This is a genomic window from Streptomyces sp. CB02058 (assembly GCF_001905505.1).
In the GTDB taxonomy this organism is placed as follows: Bacteria; Actinomycetota; Actinomycetes; order Streptomycetales; family Streptomycetaceae; genus Streptomyces.
Map to the genome: position 1 here is coordinate 704,148 of NZ_LIPG01000001.1, position 16,607 is coordinate 720,754.

The 16,607-nt window shown below is 71.1% G+C and carries 15 protein-coding genes; 9 read left to right on the forward strand and 6 right to left on the reverse strand.

Annotated elements, in window-relative coordinates:
- Positions 1–36: 36 nt before the first annotated feature.
- Positions 37–1,587: a histidine ammonia-lyase gene (gene hutH / locus AMK10_RS03415; RefSeq protein WP_073744555.1), complete on the forward strand. Its 1,551-nt coding sequence runs from the start codon at positions 37–39 to the stop codon at positions 1,585–1,587.
- An 87-nt stretch (positions 1,588–1,674) separates the two neighbouring features.
- On the opposite strand, the gene AMK10_RS03420 is transcribed toward hutH, so the two are convergent.
- The gene (locus AMK10_RS03420; RefSeq protein WP_073744557.1) at positions 1,675–1,995 is read right to left on the reverse strand and encodes a hypothetical protein; all 321 of its coding nucleotides are present in this window, start codon (positions 1,993–1,995) and stop codon (positions 1,675–1,677) included.
- Between the two features lie 108 nt (positions 1,996–2,103).
- On the opposite strand from AMK10_RS03420, the gene AMK10_RS03425 reads away from it, so the two are divergent.
- The 5 genes from AMK10_RS03425 to gdhA all read left to right on the forward strand — a co-directional run bounded on the left by AMK10_RS03425 (position 2,104) and on the right by gdhA (position 7,977).
- Entirely contained in the window at positions 2,104–2,505 is a 402-nt protein-coding gene (locus AMK10_RS03425; RefSeq protein WP_073744559.1) for a hypothetical protein, read from the forward strand.
- A gap of 181 nt (positions 2,506–2,686) precedes the next feature.
- On the forward strand, positions 2,687–3,949 hold the full coding sequence (locus AMK10_RS03430; protein ID WP_073744561.1) for a L,D-transpeptidase: 1,263 nt from the start codon (positions 2,687–2,689) through the stop codon (positions 3,947–3,949).
- Between the two features lie 141 nt (positions 3,950–4,090).
- Positions 4,091–5,566 carry an ABC transporter permease gene (locus tag AMK10_RS03435; protein ID WP_073744563.1) on the forward strand — a complete coding sequence of 492 codons (1,476 nt, stop codon included), beginning with the start codon at positions 4,091–4,093 and terminating at the stop codon, positions 5,564–5,566.
- Between the two features lie 47 nt (positions 5,567–5,613).
- On the forward strand, positions 5,614–6,297 hold the full coding sequence (locus tag AMK10_RS03440) for an ABC transporter ATP-binding protein (protein WP_073744565.1): 684 nt from the start codon (positions 5,614–5,616) through the stop codon (positions 6,295–6,297).
- Between the two features lie 294 nt (positions 6,298–6,591).
- Positions 6,592–7,977: an NADP-specific glutamate dehydrogenase gene (gene gdhA, locus AMK10_RS03445; RefSeq protein WP_073744567.1), complete on the forward strand. Its 1,386-nt coding sequence runs from the start codon at positions 6,592–6,594 to the stop codon at positions 7,975–7,977.
- Between the two features lie 78 nt (positions 7,978–8,055).
- Here the strand turns inward: gdhA and AMK10_RS03450 are convergent, their stop codons facing one another.
- Together AMK10_RS03450 and AMK10_RS03455 are read right to left on the reverse strand one after the other, a co-directional pair.
- Positions 8,056–8,433: a YrdB family protein gene (locus AMK10_RS03450; RefSeq protein WP_073744569.1), complete on the reverse strand. Its 378-nt coding sequence runs from the start codon at positions 8,431–8,433 to the stop codon at positions 8,056–8,058.
- 25 nt (positions 8,434–8,458) lie between these two features.
- Positions 8,459–10,612, reverse strand: a complete 2,154-nt coding sequence (locus AMK10_RS03455) for a sigma-70 family RNA polymerase sigma factor (RefSeq protein ID WP_073744571.1) — start codon at positions 10,610–10,612, stop codon at positions 8,459–8,461.
- A 291-nt stretch (positions 10,613–10,903) separates the two neighbouring features.
- On the opposite strand from AMK10_RS03455, the gene AMK10_RS03460 reads away from it, so the two are divergent.
- The 3 genes from AMK10_RS03460 to AMK10_RS03470 all read left to right on the forward strand — a co-directional run bounded on the left by AMK10_RS03460 (position 10,904) and on the right by AMK10_RS03470 (position 14,290).
- Positions 10,904–12,337: a pectinesterase family protein gene (locus AMK10_RS03460; RefSeq protein ID WP_073744573.1), complete on the forward strand. Its 1,434-nt coding sequence runs from the start codon at positions 10,904–10,906 to the stop codon at positions 12,335–12,337.
- Positions 12,338–12,384: 47 nt separating this feature from the next.
- Entirely contained in the window at positions 12,385–13,845 is a 1,461-nt protein-coding gene (locus AMK10_RS03465; RefSeq protein WP_073744575.1) for an RICIN domain-containing protein, read from the forward strand.
- A gap of 97 nt (positions 13,846–13,942) precedes the next feature.
- Positions 13,943–14,290, forward strand: coding sequence for a helix-turn-helix domain-containing protein (locus AMK10_RS03470; protein ID WP_073744577.1), 348 nt, complete (start codon positions 13,943–13,945; stop codon positions 14,288–14,290).
- 25 nt (positions 14,291–14,315) lie between these two features.
- On the opposite strand, the gene adhP is transcribed toward AMK10_RS03470, so the two are convergent.
- The 3 genes from adhP to AMK10_RS37600 all read right to left on the reverse strand — a co-directional run bounded on the left by adhP (position 14,316) and on the right by AMK10_RS37600 (position 16,590).
- Positions 14,316–15,287, reverse strand: a complete 972-nt coding sequence (gene adhP, locus AMK10_RS03475; protein WP_073744579.1) for an alcohol dehydrogenase AdhP — start codon at positions 15,285–15,287, stop codon at positions 14,316–14,318.
- Between the two features lie 364 nt (positions 15,288–15,651).
- On the reverse strand, positions 15,652–16,362 hold the full coding sequence (gene msrA, locus AMK10_RS03480; protein ID WP_073744581.1) for a peptide-methionine (S)-S-oxide reductase MsrA: 711 nt from the start codon (positions 16,360–16,362) through the stop codon (positions 15,652–15,654).
- 69 nt (positions 16,363–16,431) lie between these two features.
- Positions 16,432–16,590, reverse strand: a complete 159-nt coding sequence (locus AMK10_RS37600) for a hypothetical protein (RefSeq protein ID WP_198959610.1) — start codon at positions 16,588–16,590, stop codon at positions 16,432–16,434.
- Positions 16,591–16,607: the final 17 nt, after the last annotated feature.

Here is a 16,607-nt window from a genome sequence, read left to right on the forward strand (position 1 = left end):
GTGACATGGAGGGTTTCAGTCCGTAGGCTTCTGAATATGGATATGCATACAGTCGTGGTGGGGACGTCCGGCACCACCGCCGACGACGTCATCGCCGTGGCACGCCAGGGTGCCCGGGTCGAACTCTCGGCCGCCGCCGTCGAAGCCCTCGCCGCCGCCCGCGAGATCGTCGACGCGCTCGCCGCCAAGCCCGAGCCGGTCTACGGCGTCTCCACCGGCTTCGGCGCCCTCGCCAGCCGTCACATCAGCCCCGGTCTGCGCGCGCAGCTCCAGCGCAACATCGTCCGCTCGCACGCGGCGGGCATGGGCCCCCACGTCGAGCGCGAGGTCGTCCGCGCGCTGATGTTCCTGCGGCTCAAGACCCTGGCCTCCGGCCGCACCGGCGTACGCCCCGAGGTCGCGCAGACCATGGCCGACGTGCTCAACGCGGGCATCACCCCCGTCGTCCACGAGTACGGCTCGCTCGGCTGCTCCGGCGACCTCGCCCCGCTCTCGCACTGCGCGCTGACCCTGATGGGCGAGGGTGACGCCGAGGGCCCCGACGGCGTTGTGCGGCCCGCGGCCGAGCTCCTCGCCGCGCACGGCATCACCCCCGTCGAGCTGCGCGAGAAGGAGGGGCTCGCGCTCCTCAACGGCACCGACGGCATGCTCGGGATGCTCGTCATGGCCCTCGCGGACCTGAAGAGCCTCTACACCAGCGCCGACATCACCGCCGCGCTCTCCCTGGAGGCGCTGCTCGGCACGGACAAGGTGCTCGCCCCGGAGCTGCACGCCATCCGCCCGCACCCCGGTCAGGGCGTCTCCGCCGACAACATGCTGCGGGTCCTCGCCGGGTCCGGCCTCACCGGCCATCATCAGGACGACGCCCCGCGGGTCCAGGACGCCTACTCCGTGCGCTGCGCGCCCCAGGTCAACGGCGCCGGCCGCGACACCCTCGCGCACGGGCGGCTCGTCGCGGACCGCGAACTGGCCTCGGCGGTGGACAACCCGGTCGTCCTTCCGGAAGGGCGGGTCGAGTCCAACGGCAACTTCCACGGCGCGCCCGTCGCGTACGTCCTCGACTTCCTGGCGATCGCCGCCGCCGACCTCGGTTCGATCACCGAGCGCCGCACGGACCGGCTGCTGGACAAGAACCGCTCGCACGGGCTGCCGCCGTTCCTCGCCGACGACGCCGGGGTCGACTCGGGGCTGATGATCGCCCAGTACACCCAGGCCGCCCTGGTCAGCGAGATGAAGCGGCTCGCGGTCCCGGCGTCCGTCGACTCGATCCCGTCCTCCGCGATGCAGGAGGACCACGTGTCGATGGGCTGGTCGGCCGCCCGCAAGCTCCGTACCGCCGTCGCCGCCCTCGCCCGCATCGTGGCCGTCGAGCTGTACGCGGCCACCCGCGGCGTGGAGCTGCGTGCCGCCGAGGGGCTGACCCCGGGTCCCGCCTCGCTCGCCGTCATCGAGGCGCTGCGGGCCGCAGGTGTGCGGGGTCCCGGGCCCGACCGCTTCCTCTCCCCGGACCTGGCCGCCGCGGAGGTCTTCGTACGGGAGGGCCGGCTCATCGCCGCGGTGGAACCGGTGACCGGGCCGCTGGCCTGATCCCGGCGCACACGCGTCGCACCGCCGGCCCCGCGCACACGGAGGCGGCCGCCGCGTCCGGTGAGGACGTGGCGGCCCCCGCGTGGGTCAGAAACCGGCGCCCCGCAGGCCGCCCCTGCGGACCGAGTAGGCGACGAACCCCGCGCCGACGCAGAGCGAGGCCGTGCCGCCGATGAGGTACGGAGTCGTGTCGACGCCCGCACCGGTGTCGGCGAGCGTGTCGCCGGAGACGAACTCCCCTGTGGCGGAGGCCTGTCGGGCCTGCCCGGAGGAACCGGCGGTCGAGCCGGTGGAACCGCTCCGCGTGTCCGCCCCGCCGGTCGCGTTGGCGGAGGGGACGAACCAGAGAGCGCAGAGCAGGGTGCCTGCCGCTGTGGTGGTCAGCAGCGTGCGACGAGCGATGGACACAGAATCGATCCCCTTGCGACAGCCATCAGTTAGCCCCCCGGGCCGATGCTAAGCAAAGCAGCGGGTCGGAGGAAACCCACAGGTCCCGGGGGCCTTACGCTCCGGCGTATGAGCACTTCGGAGACACCCGTATTTGTTCGGCTTCGCGTGGAGATGGTCCTGGAGATCAGCGACGCGGACGCCCTGACCGGAACGGCGCTGGAGAGCATCGCCGCCGATTTCACCGCCGAGGGGGCCTCCGCCGAGGAGTCGCCCGAGGAACGTACGCATGCCGAGGAGACGGTCAGGGCAGACGAAGCGGAAGCCCTCGCCTCGCTGATCGACCCCTTCGACCTGATCAGCGAGGTGCCCGGCGTCGAGCTGGCCCAGGCCTCCTGGAGCAGCGAGACGATCGACTACGACCCCGACGCCGAGGAATGGGCCGCCGGAGAGGACGGGGACGAGGCGTACTACGGGATCGAGGACAATGACACGGACGACGAAGAAGGCGGCGGGAAAACGGAACGCTGACGCCCGCGGGGCACTCCTCACGGGTGACGGGAACCAGCGCGCCCGCGGGCGCGTCGATCAGTGGTGTTCCCCACATCCACGCCGGATGTGGAACGGAACACCCGGTCAGGGTGTTCTTGGAACATTGACGGGGAACCGCCGTCGGGCGACCCTGTCCGGGGATCTTGGGGAATCGGCAACGATGGAGAAGCGTGTGATGACGGACAGCAAGCGGCGCAGGGGCCTCATGGCCGCGTCCGCACTGCTCGGCGGCGTACTGGTGCTTTCGGCCTGTAGCGACGACGGCGGCAGCACGGGCGCGAGCGCGGAGAGCTCGAAGACGTCACAGGCGCAGGTGGACGAGGCCGCGGCCAAGGACGCCTCCGAGGCGCAGATAACGATCGCGCCGAAGAACGGCGCGACCAACGCGAGCATCAACAACGCCGCCATCGTCACCGTCGCCAAGGGCAAGCTGACCGAGGTCACCATGACCACGTCCGCGGGCGACGCCGTCGAGGGCACCCTCGCGGCCGACGGTTCCAGCTGGAAGCCCAGCGGTCAGCTGGAGCGCTCGACGACGTACAAGATCAGCGCCACGGCCGCCGACTCCGAGGGCCGTGAGGCCCACGCCAACAGCTCCTTCACCACGGTCTCGCCCGAGAACAGCTTCATCGGGAACTTCACCCCCGAGGACGGCTCCACCGTCGGCGTCGGCATGCCCGTCTCGATCAACTTCAACAAGGCGATCACGAACAAGCAGGCCGTCCAGGACGGCATCACCGTGACGTCGAGCAGCGGCCAGGAGGTCGTCGGCCACTGGTTCAACAACCAGCGCCTCGACCTGCGCCCCGAGGACTACTGGCAGGGCGGCTCCACCGTCACGCTGAAGCTGGCGCTGGACGGCGTCGAGGGCGCCGACGGCGTCGTGGGCGTGCAGCAGAAGACGGTCACCTTCAAGATCGGCCGCAACCAGGTCTCGACGGTGGACGCCAAGGCGCACACCATGACCGTCACCCGGGACGGCAAGACGGTGAAGACCATCCCGATCTCCGCCGGTTCCTCCGACAACCCGACGTACAACGGCCAGATGGTGATCTCCGAGAAGTTCAAGGAGACCCGCATGGACGGTGCGACGGTCGGCTTCACGGACGACGACGGCAAGGGCGAGTACGACATCAAGGACGTGCCGCACGCCATGCGGCTGTCCACGTCGGGCACCTTCATCCACGGCAACTACTGGGGCGCCAAGTCGATCTTCGGCAGCGCGAACACCAGCCACGGCTGTGTCGGCCTCTCCGACACCCAGGGCGCCGACGACCCGAACACCCCCGCCGCCTGGCTCTACGACAACTCCATGGTCGGCGACGTGGTGATCGTCAAGAACTCCCCGGACAAGACCATCGCCCCGGACAACGGCCTCAACGGCTGGAACATGAGCTGGTCGGAGTGGACCGCCGGCTCCTGATCCCGTAGCAGGCACCCCTTTCCCCGTACGAAGGCGGCGGCACCCGGACATCCGGGCGCCGCCGCCTTCGTCGTAGGCGTTCTCATGCTGCTCTCATCGGAGACTTAACTCCTCATCACACCCGGTCCATATCTTCGCGCCATGTTCTTCACCTACCTCCGGCGCGAGCTGCGCCGTCGCAGAAAGGCGGCGCTCGTCGTCGCCTCGGGGCTCGCCCTCGGCATTGCGCTGGTCATCATCGTCAGCTCCGTCTCCTCGGGCATGAGCAAAGCCCAGGACAAGGTCCTCCAGTCGCTGTACGGGCTCGGCACGGACATGACGGTGACCAAGGCCGCGGCCGCCCCGGGCTCCGGGGGCAACGAGCGGCCCCGGTTCGAGTTCGACGCCCAGGACGACGAGGACGAGACCCAGAGCACCGACCGGGTCATGGTCCAGGGCTTCCAGACGCTGGCCTCCAGCACCGTCGACAAGGTCGGCAAGCAGACCGGTGTCGCGGACGCGGTCGGCGGGCTCAGCCTGACGGTCATGAAGGTGGACGGCCAGTTCACCCGGGGCCAGTTCAAGCAGGACGGGAGCTCGGGCTCCGGCCAGGGCGGACCCGGCGGCGGCCAGGGCGGCGGCCAGCCGCAGGGTGAGGTCCAGGGCGGCGGAGCGTCCTTCGACGTCAACTCCTTCACCGTGTACGGCACCGACGTCACCCAGCAGGGCCTCGGCCCGCTGACCTCCTCGAAGATCACCAAGGGCCGGACGTTCAAGGCCACCGAGACGGACGCCGAGGTCGCGGTCGTCGACTCCGCCTACGCCAAGGAGAAGGAGCTCGCGGTCGGCAAGACCGTCACCATCTCCGGCACCAAGTACGAGATCGTCGGCGTCTCCACCGCGGACAGCGGTGACGCGGCGGCCAACGTCTACATCCCGCTGAAGCAGGCGCAGACCGTCGCCGACTCCAAGGACAAGGTCACCACGGTCTACGTCCAGGCCGCGGACTCGCAGCAGATCGACACCGTCAAGGCCGCCATCCAGAAGAACATCTCGGGCACGACGGTCACCACCTCCGCCGACCTGGCCGACACGGTCTCCGGCTCCCTCTCCACCGCCTCCGACCTGGCCTCCAGCGTCGGCAAGTGGCTCTCCATCGCCGTGCTGGTCGCCGCGTTCCTCGTCGCCGGCCTGCTCACCTCCTCCGCGGTCAGCCGCCGCGTCCGGGAGTTCGGCACCCTCAAGGCCCTCGGCTGGAAGAGCGGCCGTGTCACCCGCCAGGTCGTCGGCGAGGCCCTCGTCAACGGTCTGATGGGCGGCGTCCTCGGCATCGCCATCGGCCTCGCGGGCGCGTACATCGTGACCGCCATCAGCCCCACCCTCACCGCACAGCTCGGCTCCTCGGGCGGTGGCGGCGGTGGCGGCGGCATGGGCGGCGGCGGCCCGATGGGCGGAGGCGGCCCCGGTCGCCAGACCGCGGCCAAGACCCTCGACATCGCACTGACCGCGCCGGTCTCCCTCAGCACGATCCTCGTCGCCGTCGTCCTGGCGGTCGCGGGCGGACTGATCGCGGGAGCCTTCGGTGGCTGGCGGGCATCCAGGCTGCGGCCGGCCGACGCGCTGCGCCGCGTCGCGTAACACCCGCCCCGCCCCTCCCCTTTCGTACGTACAGCAGGAGTCCACACGTGTATCAGCTCAAGGGCGTCACCAAGCGCTACATGCGCGGCAAGAGCCCCGTCGACGCGCTCGCCGGTGTCGATCTGACCATCGAGGACGGCGGCCGGCTCGTCATCCAGGGCCCCACCGGCGGGGGCAAGTCCACGCTCCTGCAGATGCTCGGCGGACTGGACCGGCCCACCTCCGGCACCATCGAGCTCGACGGTGTCGACCTGGCGAAGCTCCCCGAGTCCCGGCTCACCAAGGTGCGGGCCGAGTCCATCGGTTTCGTCTTCCAGAGCTTCAACCTGATCCCGACGCTCACCGCCCAGGAGAACGTCGAGACCGCGCTCGTCCCCCTCGGGATCGGTGCGAAGGCCCGCCGTGAACGCGCCGCCGAGGCCCTGGAGTCCGTCGGCCTCGGCGACCGCCCCACCCACCTGCCGAGCGAGATGTCCGGCGGCCAGCAGCAGCGCGTCGCCATCGCCCGGGCCTTGGTCAAGCGGCCGAAGGTGCTGCTCGCCGACGAGCCGACCGGCAACCTCGACGAGTCCATGCGCGACGAGATCATGGAGCTGCTCGACGGGCTCTGGAAGGAGCACGGCCTCACCTTCGTGATGGTCACCCACGACAGCTCCCTCGCCCGCAAGGCCCCGAGGGTGGCGACCATCCGCAAGGGGAAGGTCACCGTCACGGAGAACGCGGCGGCCTGAACCACGGCGGCACGGACCTCACGGCCACGCCTTTCCGGCTGTGAGGTCCGTCACCCGTACGGGGCCCACGTGGTGGTACCACACGGCCCGTCCGTTCCCGAGGGAGCGGACTTGGCCGTATACAACGCCATATATCGGGGCGAACAACACTGCCCACTCCGTGGATGTCGCCCCTGCGGGACCGGGCCGCGCTGCGAGACTTGGCGGGTGCAACCGGCCCCCACGGGCCGGAGGCGTCTCCGGGGACAGGGAACGCCGACGCGCACGAGCCCACCCACGGAAGGTCTTGATCAGATGCCGGCCAGCTCCGACTCCCTCTCCCTCACCGCGCACACCGCCGCGAACCGTGTCATCGAGCCGCTCTACGCGGAGATCCTGCGGCGCAACCAGGGCGAGCTGGAGTTCCATCAGGCGGTTCGCGAGGTCCTCGAAACCCTCGGCCCCGTGCTGGCGCAGCGGCCGGAGTTCGTCGACGCCCGGATCATCGAGCGGATCTGCGAGCCCGAGCGCCAGCTCATCTTCCGGGTGCCGTGGTCGGACGACGCCGGCGACATCCACGTCAACCGCGGCTTCCGCGTCGAGTTCTCCAGCTCCCTCGGCCCCTACAAGGGCGGGCTGCGCTTCCACCCCTCGGTCAACCTCGGCATCGTGAAGTTCCTCGGCTTCGAGCAGATCTTCAAGAACGCCCTCACCGGCATGCCCATCGGCGGCGGCAAGGGCGGCGCGGACTTCGACCCCAAGGGGCGCTCCGACGCCGAGGTCATGCGCTTCTGCCAGTCCTTCATGACCGAACTCCACCGCCACCTGGGGGAGTACACCGACGTCCCCGCCGGTGACATCGGCGTCGGCGGCCGGGAGATCGGCTACCTCTTCGGCCAGTACAAGCGGATCACCAACCGCTACGAGTCCGGAGTGCTCACCGGGAAGGGCCTCGGCTGGGGCGGCGCCCAGGCCCGTACCGAGGCGACCGGCTACGGCTGCGTCCTGTTCACCGCCGAGATGCTGCGGGTGCGCGGCGAGTCCCTCGACGGCCAGCGCATCGCGGTGTCCGGCTCCGGCAACGTGGCCATCTACGCGATCGAGAAGGCCCAGCAGCTCGGCGCGACCGTCGTGACCTGCTCCGACTCGGGCGGTTACGTCGTCGACGAGAAGGGCATCGACCTCGCCCTGCTCAAGGAGATCAAGGAGACCGGCCGCGGCCGGATCTCCGAGTACGCCGAGCGGCGCGGCGACCATGTGCGCTACGTCGCCGGCTCGGGCGTCTGGAGCGTCCCGGTGGACGTGGCCCTGCCCTGCGCCACCCAGAACGAGCTCCACGAGGCCGACGCGCTGGCCCTCGTGCGCAACGGGGTCAAGGCGGTCGCCGAGGGCGCCAACATGCCCACCACCCCGGAGGCCGTCCACGTCCTCCAGGAGGCGGGCGTCGCCTTCGCCCCCGGCAAGGCGGCGAACGCGGGCGGCGTGGCCACCAGCGCCCTGGAGATGCAGCAGAACGCCTCCCGCGACTCCTGGACCTTCGCCCACACCGAGGAGCGGCTCGCGCAGATCATGCGGCACATCCACGACTCCTGCCACACCACGGCGGAGAAGTACGGCAGCCCGGGCAACTACGTGGTGGGCGCGAACATCGCGGGCTTCGAGATCGTCGCCGACGCGATGCTGGCACAGGGCCTGATCTGACGCGGCGGCGTCGCGGGGGCGGGCACCTGCCCCCGCGACGCCGCACCGGGGCGGTGCCCGAGAGGCCTCGGGCGGACGCTACCGGCGCCTGCAGTACTCCGCGCAGCCCGTGTTCGCCACCGTCACCGCGGCCAGGACCCACGCCGCCACCGGGTGCCCCGTCCCGTACACCGCCGCCGCGCCGCCGCCGAGGACCAGGGCCTTCACGGCCAGCACCCCCGGGAGCGGCAGGGAGAAGCGGGCGCGGGGCGCGGCGAACAGGCCCCACAGCGCCACGGCCGCCGCCGGTGTCCCGATTCCCAGAGCCGCCGACGCCGCCGCACCCTCCGGCGCGGTGAAGCCCCACCAGGCCAGGGCGCCGATCGCGACCAGCTCCAGGACGAACGCGAGCACCTCGTTCGCCGCGAACCAGGGGCGGTCCCATGGGAGAGCGCGGTGGCCGTCGTCAGCCGTCATACGGAGTCCTCTCGTACGGGGTCCCTCACGGTGCGTCCCCCCGGGTTGTCATACGGGCGCCCGGCGCGGTGCCGGACGAGGTCAGGAAGGCGGTCCGGGGCAGGGTGGCGTCGGCCGCGCGGGCGGCCTCGGCGGTGGACGGGTCGGTGGTGGTGAACACCGGCGCGGCACCGCCGTCCCAGGTGTTGCCCTCGGACCTGGCGGAATCCGCGAGCAGCGCGTCCCGCCCCTCACCGCTGTCCGCCGCCGCGTTGGCGTTCAGCACGGCGGCGGCGGTGACCAGATGGAAGCCCGTGCCGTTGCGGAAGGCCGTGTTGCGGGTGAGGCGGATCGCACCGGGGTTGCCCTCGTCGTTGAAGCCGAGCCCGGCGTTGTCCCAGGCCGCGTCGTCGGTCAGGACATGGGCGACGGAGGCCGAGGTGTGGCCGCCGCCGAGGGTGAAGCCGTTGCCGTTGCGGTAGGACCAGCTGCCGCGCACCGTCACCGGGCTGGTGAAACCGCCGAGGTCGATCCCGTCCGCCCCGTTGCCGTACGCACGGCAGCCGCTCACCGTGTTCCCGCCGCCCGAACCGAACTTGACCGCCAGGCCGACACCGCCCGCCTCGCCGGGCCCGTTGGCGTAGAAGTCGCTGTCCAGCACGGTGTTGTTCTCGGTGCCCGCGTCGCGCAGGGTGAGCCCGGACTCCGCGTTGTCGTGCAGGGACAGGCCGCGGAAGACCGTGTTCCGGCAGCTCCGGCAGACGTACGCGTGACTCGCCGAACCCCGGATCTCCAGGCCCTGCACCGTCCAGTGGTCCGCCTCCTGGGTGACCGCCCAGGAGGAGGCGGGCACCCCCGAGGCGTCGATGACGGGCCGCTCGCCCCGGTAGTTGCTGAGCGTGATGCGCCGGTCCGCCGTGCCGTCCGTGGTCAGGGACGTCTCCTCGGTGGGGCGGTAGGTGCCCCCGCGCAGGGCGATCGTCTGGCCAGGGCGGACGACGGACGCCGCCTTGCCGAGCGTGGCGTAGGGCCGGGCACGGCTGCCGTCCCCGTCGTCCGAACCGTCGGGCGCGAGATAGATGTCGGCGCTGGTCACACCGATCGCGGTGCCCGCCCGGCGTTCGGCGCGCGCCGTCGGGGAGGCGGACGCCGAGGCGGGCGCGGCAGCCGTCCGGGACGGCCGGGCGAGGGACGGCGCCGGCGGCTGCGAGGGACGGCTCACGGCGGGTGGCGCCGCACGCGGGCCGGGCGCGGGGGAGTGCCACACCGGATAGGTCAGCGCCCCCACGGCCACGGCCAGAGCGGCGGCCGACGCGACGACCGTCTTGGCCGTGAAGTGGTGCAACAGGTCCTGGACCCGGCCGGTGGCCGCCTGCCCGACCAGGGAGGCGGCCTCGGCCGCCTGGCGCACGCCTTCCGCCAGACCGCCGGGCACCGGCAGCAGCCCGAGCCCCGGCAGCAGCTTCTCCGGGGCGACCAGGCCGGTTCCCTGCGCCCCGCACCGGGCGCAGCCGCGCACATGCCGGGTCAGCCGCTTGCGCCAGAGCGCCCCCGTGCCGCCGTCCCAGCCCTGCGCGGCATCGGCCAGCCCGGGGCAGCGGGGCGCGACGGCCAGGGCGCGGACGACCGTACGGGCTTCCTCGAGCCGGACCTTCATGCGGCGGACCCGGACCGCGGTGTGCCGGGCGTTCAGACCGATGGCGCGGGCGACGTCGGCCCGGCCGATACGGCCCGTCTCCTCCTCCCACCACAGGGCGAGCAGCCGGCGGTCGTCCTCGTCCAGCCAGCGTGCCGCGCGGGCCAGATCGCGGCGCTGGCCGGTGAGTTCGAGCTCGGCGACGGTCCGCTCGGCGAAGTCGGTCAGCGGGTCGGCGACGCACTCCACGTCGTGACCCTGGAAGCGGTCGCGGGCCGTACGCCGCTGGTGCTGCTGTATCTCCCGGTAGGCGATGGCCACCGCCCAGGAGCGGAACCGCTCCGGCTCGCGCAGTGACGGCAGCGCGCGGACGATCCGCAGCATCACCTCCTGCACGAGGTCGTCGACGTCCGCGTGGCCGTTGAGGGCACGGCCGACGATTCCGTATACCAACGGCAGATGCGCGGCGAGCAGTTCCTCCAGGGCCCCGCTGTCACCCGCCCTGGCGGCCTCGACGAGCGCCGAGGTGTCGCGTACCGCCCGGCCGGTCCCGCTGTCCGTCATCCCGCCACGGCTCCTCACTCGCTTCGCGGCCGGTCACCGGCGCCGCCGCGGAAGCGGTTGTACCCGGCCCGGGGCCCAGAGGCAGGCATCGTGGCACAACGGCGGTGACCAGTAAAGAAGTTACCGCTGCGGTCACTCACACCCCAGGTGTCGCACCCGCCTCCCAGGACCCGGTCCGATGTCCCGGAAAAGTTTCTTCCGGATTTCTGTCATCCACAGCCGCCCCACGCATCTACCTGGGCACTGCGGCTCACAGCACCGCACCTGACGGCACATCCGAAGGAGCGAACGATGACCGAGAAACCGAACAGGAGACGGCGCGCCCTGGCCGTCGCGACCGTACTGGGAGGCGTGCTGGCCGGGGGGATGGTCTCTCCCGCGGGGGCGGCTGCTCTGCCGGCTTCGGGGGGTGTGTATCAGCTGGCGGTGAAGAAGAGCGGCAAGTGCGTCGATGTGCCGGGGGCTTCGGCGGCGAACGGTGCGTTGTTGCAGCAGTGGGGGTGTACGGAGGGGGCGGCGTGGCAGCAGTTCACGCTGGCGGCGGACGGGTCGGGCAAGTACCGGCTGGTGAACAAGAGCAGTGGCAAGTGTGTGGATGTGCCTGACTACTCGAAGGTGAGTGGGGTGCAGCTCCAGCAGTGGGGGTGTGCGGGGCAGACGAACCAGCAGTGGACGCTGGCGGCGAGTGGTACGGACACGTTCCAGGTCGTCAACGTGAACAGTGGTCTGTGCATGAGTCTCAAGGACGCCTCCACGGCGAGCGGTGCGGCGATCATCCAGGAGACCTGCACCGCCAACAGCAACAAGCAGTGGGCCTTCAAACCCGTGGGGTCCACAGCCCCCACCACCGTGGCGTCCGACGGCACCGGCACCTACAGAACCGTCCAGGCGGCGGTGAACGCCGTCGGCACGGGGAACGCGAGCCGGGTCACCATCACCATCAAGCCCGGGACCTACCGCGAGCAGGTCAACATCCCCGCCGACAAGCCCTTCGTCACCCTGAGGGGCACCGGCGACTCCTCCGACGACGTCGTGATCATCGGCAACCGCAACGCGGGCGACTACGGCACCGCGGGCTCGGCCACCGTCGTCGCCCTCGGCCACGACTTCGCCGCCGAGAACCTCACGATGACCAACGACTTCGACGAGAACAGCTCCGACACCGGTGACCAGGCCCTCGCCCTGTACCTGGACGCGGACCGCGCCGTCCTCGACGACGTCAGGCTGCTCGGCGACCAGGACACCTTCCTGCTGAACGACCGGGCCCGTGCCTACGTCGTGGACTCCCGCATCGAGGGCACCGTGGACTTCATCTACGGCGGCGGCACCGCCGTCTTCCACGGCTGCACCATCCACGAGCGGCGCACCACCGGCGGCCCGATCACCGCCGCGAGCACCGCGGCCGACAAGACGTACGGCTTCCTGTTCTACCGGTCCACCATCACCGGCGCCGTCAACAACACCACCCAACTGGGCAGGCCCTGGCGGGCGAACGCCCAGGTGCTCTACCGGGAGAGCTCGCTCTCCTCGGCCCTGGCCACCGCCCAGCCGTGGACCGACATGTCCACCAACTCCTGGAAGAACGCCAGGTTCTCCGAGTACCGCAACACCGGCGCCGGAGCCACGGTCAACGGCAACCGTCCACAGCTGACGGACGCGCAGGCCGCGAACTACACGCCGCAGAAGTACCTGGCCGGAACCGACGGCTGGAACCCCGTGCGATGAGCGCGTCGATCTCCCACCACCCGACGGACGAGAGAGGAACACAGGACATGCGTGAACACAGGAAGCGGACGAGGGGCCTCGGGGCCCTGCTGGCGGCCCTGGCACTGGCGGCGGGGGTGATCGTCGCCGACGGCATGACAGCGGCACCCGCGGGGGCGGCTGCTCTGCCGGCTTCGGGGGGTGTGTATCAGCTGGCGGTGAAGAAGAGCGGCAAGTGCGTCGATGTGCCGGGGGCTTCGGCGGCGAACGGTGCGTTGTTGCAGCAGTGGGGGTGTACGGAGGGTGCGGCGTGGCAGCAGTTCACGCTGACGGCCGACGGGTCGGGTGTGTACCGGCTGGTGAACAAGTCGAGTGGTAAGTGCGTCGATGTGCCGGGTGGTTCGACGGTGAGCGGGGTGCAGCTCCAGCAGTGGGGGTGTGCGGCGCAGTCGAACCAGCGGTGGACGCTGGCGGCGAGTGGCACGGACACGTTCCAGGTCGTCAACGTGAACAGTGGTCTGTGCATGAGCCTGAAGGACGCCTCCACGGCGAGCGGTGCGGCGATCATCCAGGAGACGTGCACCGCGAACAGCAACAAGCAGTGGGCCTTCAAACCCGTGTCCGGCGGGCGCACCTGGTCGGACAAGGCCGACGGCTTCGCCTCCACCGGGGGCGGCACCACGGGCGGGGCGGCGGGCTCGACCGTCACCGTGACGAACTACGCGGACCTGGTGAAGTACGCCACCGCCGCCGAGCCCTACGTGATCAAGGTGGCCGCCGCGGTCACGGTCACCCCGTACGGCCACGAGATACCGGTCAAGTCCGACAAGACGATCATCGGCGTCGGTACCTCGGGCCAGATCGTCGGCGGCGGCTTCTTCCTCGGCACCGGCATCCACAACGTCATCATCCGCAACCTCACCATCCGCGACACCCGGATGACCGAGGACGACCCGGACGACAAGGACTACGACTACGACGGCATCCAGATGGACACCGCCGACCACATCTGGATCGACCACAACCGCATCGAGCGGATGAACGACGGGCTCATCGACAGCCGCAAGGACACCAGCTACCTCACCGTCTCCTGGAACGTCCTCGGTGAGCAGAACAAGGCCTTCGGCATCGGCTGGACGGAGAACGTCACCGCGCGGATGACGATCCATCACAACTGGATCCACGACACCAACCAGCGCAACCCCAGCATCGACAACGTCGCCTACGCGCACCTCTACAACAACTACATGCAGAACGTGACCTCGTACGGGAACCTCTCGCGCGGGGCCTCGAAGACCGTCATCGAGAACAGCTACTACAGCAAGGTCAACAACCCCTACTACAACGACACCTCGGCTGCGTCCCTGACCCAGACCGGCAGCATCTGCGTCTCCTGCACCGGCAAGCAGCAGACGAACGGCACGACGTTCAAGCCCGGCGACCACTACAGCTACACCCTGGACCCGGCCGCGGACGTCCCCGCGCTGCTCCAGCAGTACGCCGGCCCGCAGAGCACCATCGGCAGCTGACGCCTGGCGCGGCAAGCCCCTTCTGCCGACAGCAGATCCGCCCGGCGCGGAGGGTTTCTCCCTCCCGCGCCGGGCGGATCGCACCTACGCTCGCAGGATGAGCAGCCACGAGCCGGACCGCGCCCGCGTCATACCTCTGCGTCCCGTTCCCGCCCCCAGGGAGCCCCTCCTGCGGGACGTCGTCGGCGAAGTCCTGCGCCGGGAGCGAGCCGCCCAGGGGCGGACGCTCAAGGACGTGGCCGAGGCCGCCCGGATCTCCGTGCCGTATCTCTCCGAGGTGGAGCGGGGCCGGAAGGAGGCCTCGTCGGAGGTGCTCGCGGCGGCGGCCCGTTCGCTCGGGCTCGGGCTGGCCGATGTGCTGTCCCTGGCCGGGACGGAGCTCAGTCGTCCGGAACGGACCGCTCCCGTCGGGCGCCCCACGGGCGGGGTGTGTCTGGCCGCGTGAGCGGGCGGCCCCACCAGGGGTGTGCTCAGTGGCTCATGTCCATCACCACACGGCCGTCGATGCGCCCCGCGGTCATCTCGGCCAGGATCTCGTTGATGTCGGCGAGCGGGCGGACGGTGTACGTCGGCTCGATCAGGCCCCGTGCGAAGAAGTCGATGGCCTCGGACAGGTCGGCCCGGGTCCCCACGATCGAACCCCGGACCGTCAGTCCGAACAGCACGGTGGAGAAGATGTCCAGCGGGAACTGCTCGGGCGGCAGACCCACCAGCGAGAGCGTCCCGCCCCGCCGCAGCGCGCCCACGGCCTGGGAGAACGCCGCCCCGTTGACGGCGGTCACCAGCCCGCCGTGCACCCCGCCCCCGGTGAACTCCTTGATCGCGGCGGCCGGGTCGGGGACGGTGAGCGCGTTGACGGCCAGTTCCGCGCCGTGGCGGCGGGCCAGCGCGCACTTCTCGTCCGAGACGTCGACGGCGACCACCCGCATCCCCATGGCGCGTGCGTACTGCACCGCGATGTGGCCGAGACCGCCGATGCCCGAGACGAGCACCCACTGGCCCGGCCTCACCTCGGACTCCTTGAGGCCCTTGTAGACCGTCACCCCCGCGCACAGGATCGGCGCGACGGCCGAGAGGTCCACGCCCGGCGGGATGACGGGGGCGTAGGCGGCGTCCACCAGCATGTACTGGCCGAAGGAACCGTCGACCGAGTAGCCGCCGTTGCGCTGGTCCGGACACAGGGTCTCCCGGCCGGTCTCGCAGAACTCGCACTCCCCGCAGGCCGACCAGAACCACGCGTTGCCGACGGTGTCGCCGGCCTTGAGGCGCGAGACCCCGTCGCCGACGGCGACCACCTCGCCCACCCCCTCGTGGCCCGGGATGAAGGGGACCGTGGGCTTCACCGGCCAGTCGCCCTGCGCCGCGTGCAGATCGGTGTGGCAGACGCCGGAGTAGAGCACCTTGACCAGGGCCTGGCCCGGTCCCGGAGCCGGCAGTTCCACGTCCTCGACGACGAGGGGGGAGGAGAAGTCCTTGACGACCGCCGCCCTTCATGACCTGCATGCCCACGCCTCCAGGAAGCCCGTTGGATGACAGGGCACGGAGACGTCCCGCGCCCGTCCCCTCAGTGTGCGGTCGCGCCCGTGGGGGCGCGACCGCAGGAGATCACCGCGAGCCGGGCGGCACCGGCGCGCGGGGCGGTGCGGGGCCCGCGGTGCTACCCGGCACGGGACGGCCCCGTGGTTCCCGGGCGGCGCGACGGCCCCGCGCGGTCTCAGACCGGCCGGACCATCGACTCCAGGACGTGCTGTGGCCGGGGTCCGGGAGGCGGAGACCGTCCTCACTCCGAGGCAGTGGGCGCCCCGGTCACTCCGAGGCGGTGGGCGCCGGCGCGATGCCCGTCGGGCAGGCGCGGCCCCAGTTCGTCTCGGAGGGGGACTCCAGGGTGGCTCCCGTGCCGCCGATGCCGCAGTAGCCGTCGGGGTTCTTGTCGAGGTACTGCTGGTGGTACGCCTCGGCGGGCCAGAAGGTGCGGCCCTCCGCGGGGAGGATCTCCGTGGTGATCTCCTTGAAGCCCGCGCCCGTCAGCACCCGCTGGTACGCCTCGCGGGACGCCTCGGCCGCCTCCGCCTGCTCGGGGGAGTGGGTGTAGAGCGCCGAGCGGTACTGCGTGCCGACGTCGTTGCCCTGGCGGAAGCCCTGGGTCGGGTTGTGGGACTCCCAGAAGAGCTTCAGGAGCTCGGCGTAGCTCACGATCTTCGGGTCGAAGACGACACGGACCGCCTCGGTGTGGCCCGTCAGGCCCGAGCAGGTCTCCTCGTACGACGGGTTCTCGGTGTAACCGCCCTGGTAGCCGACGAGCGTCGTCCAGACGCCCTCGGTCTGCCAGAACTTGCGCTCGGCGCCCCAGAAACAGCCCAGCGCGAAGTCGGCGACCTCCAGGCCCTGCGGGTACGGGCCGGTCAGCGGGTTGCCGAGGACCGTGTGGCGGGACGGCACCGTGAATTCGGGGGTGGGACGGCCGCGCAGGGCCTCCTCGGGGGTGGGGAGCTGCGGTGTGCGGTGGGTCAGGAACATGCGGGGGCTCCTCCGGGGGTCGGGGTTCGCTCCGTACAACGCCGCGGGGGCGTCGTGGATTCCACGGTCTCAGGCGGCGGGGGCCGGGGGATCGCGGCGTTCGTCACCCTCGCGGACGCCGGCCGCCTGCGCCTCGTAGGACGCCAGGTAGGCGGCCGTCTTCCTGCGTGCGCGCAGCCAGAAGAAGACGGCGAGGCCCAGCAGGATCAGCGGGATCAGTCGTTCCATGGGTGTGCCGGTCCAAT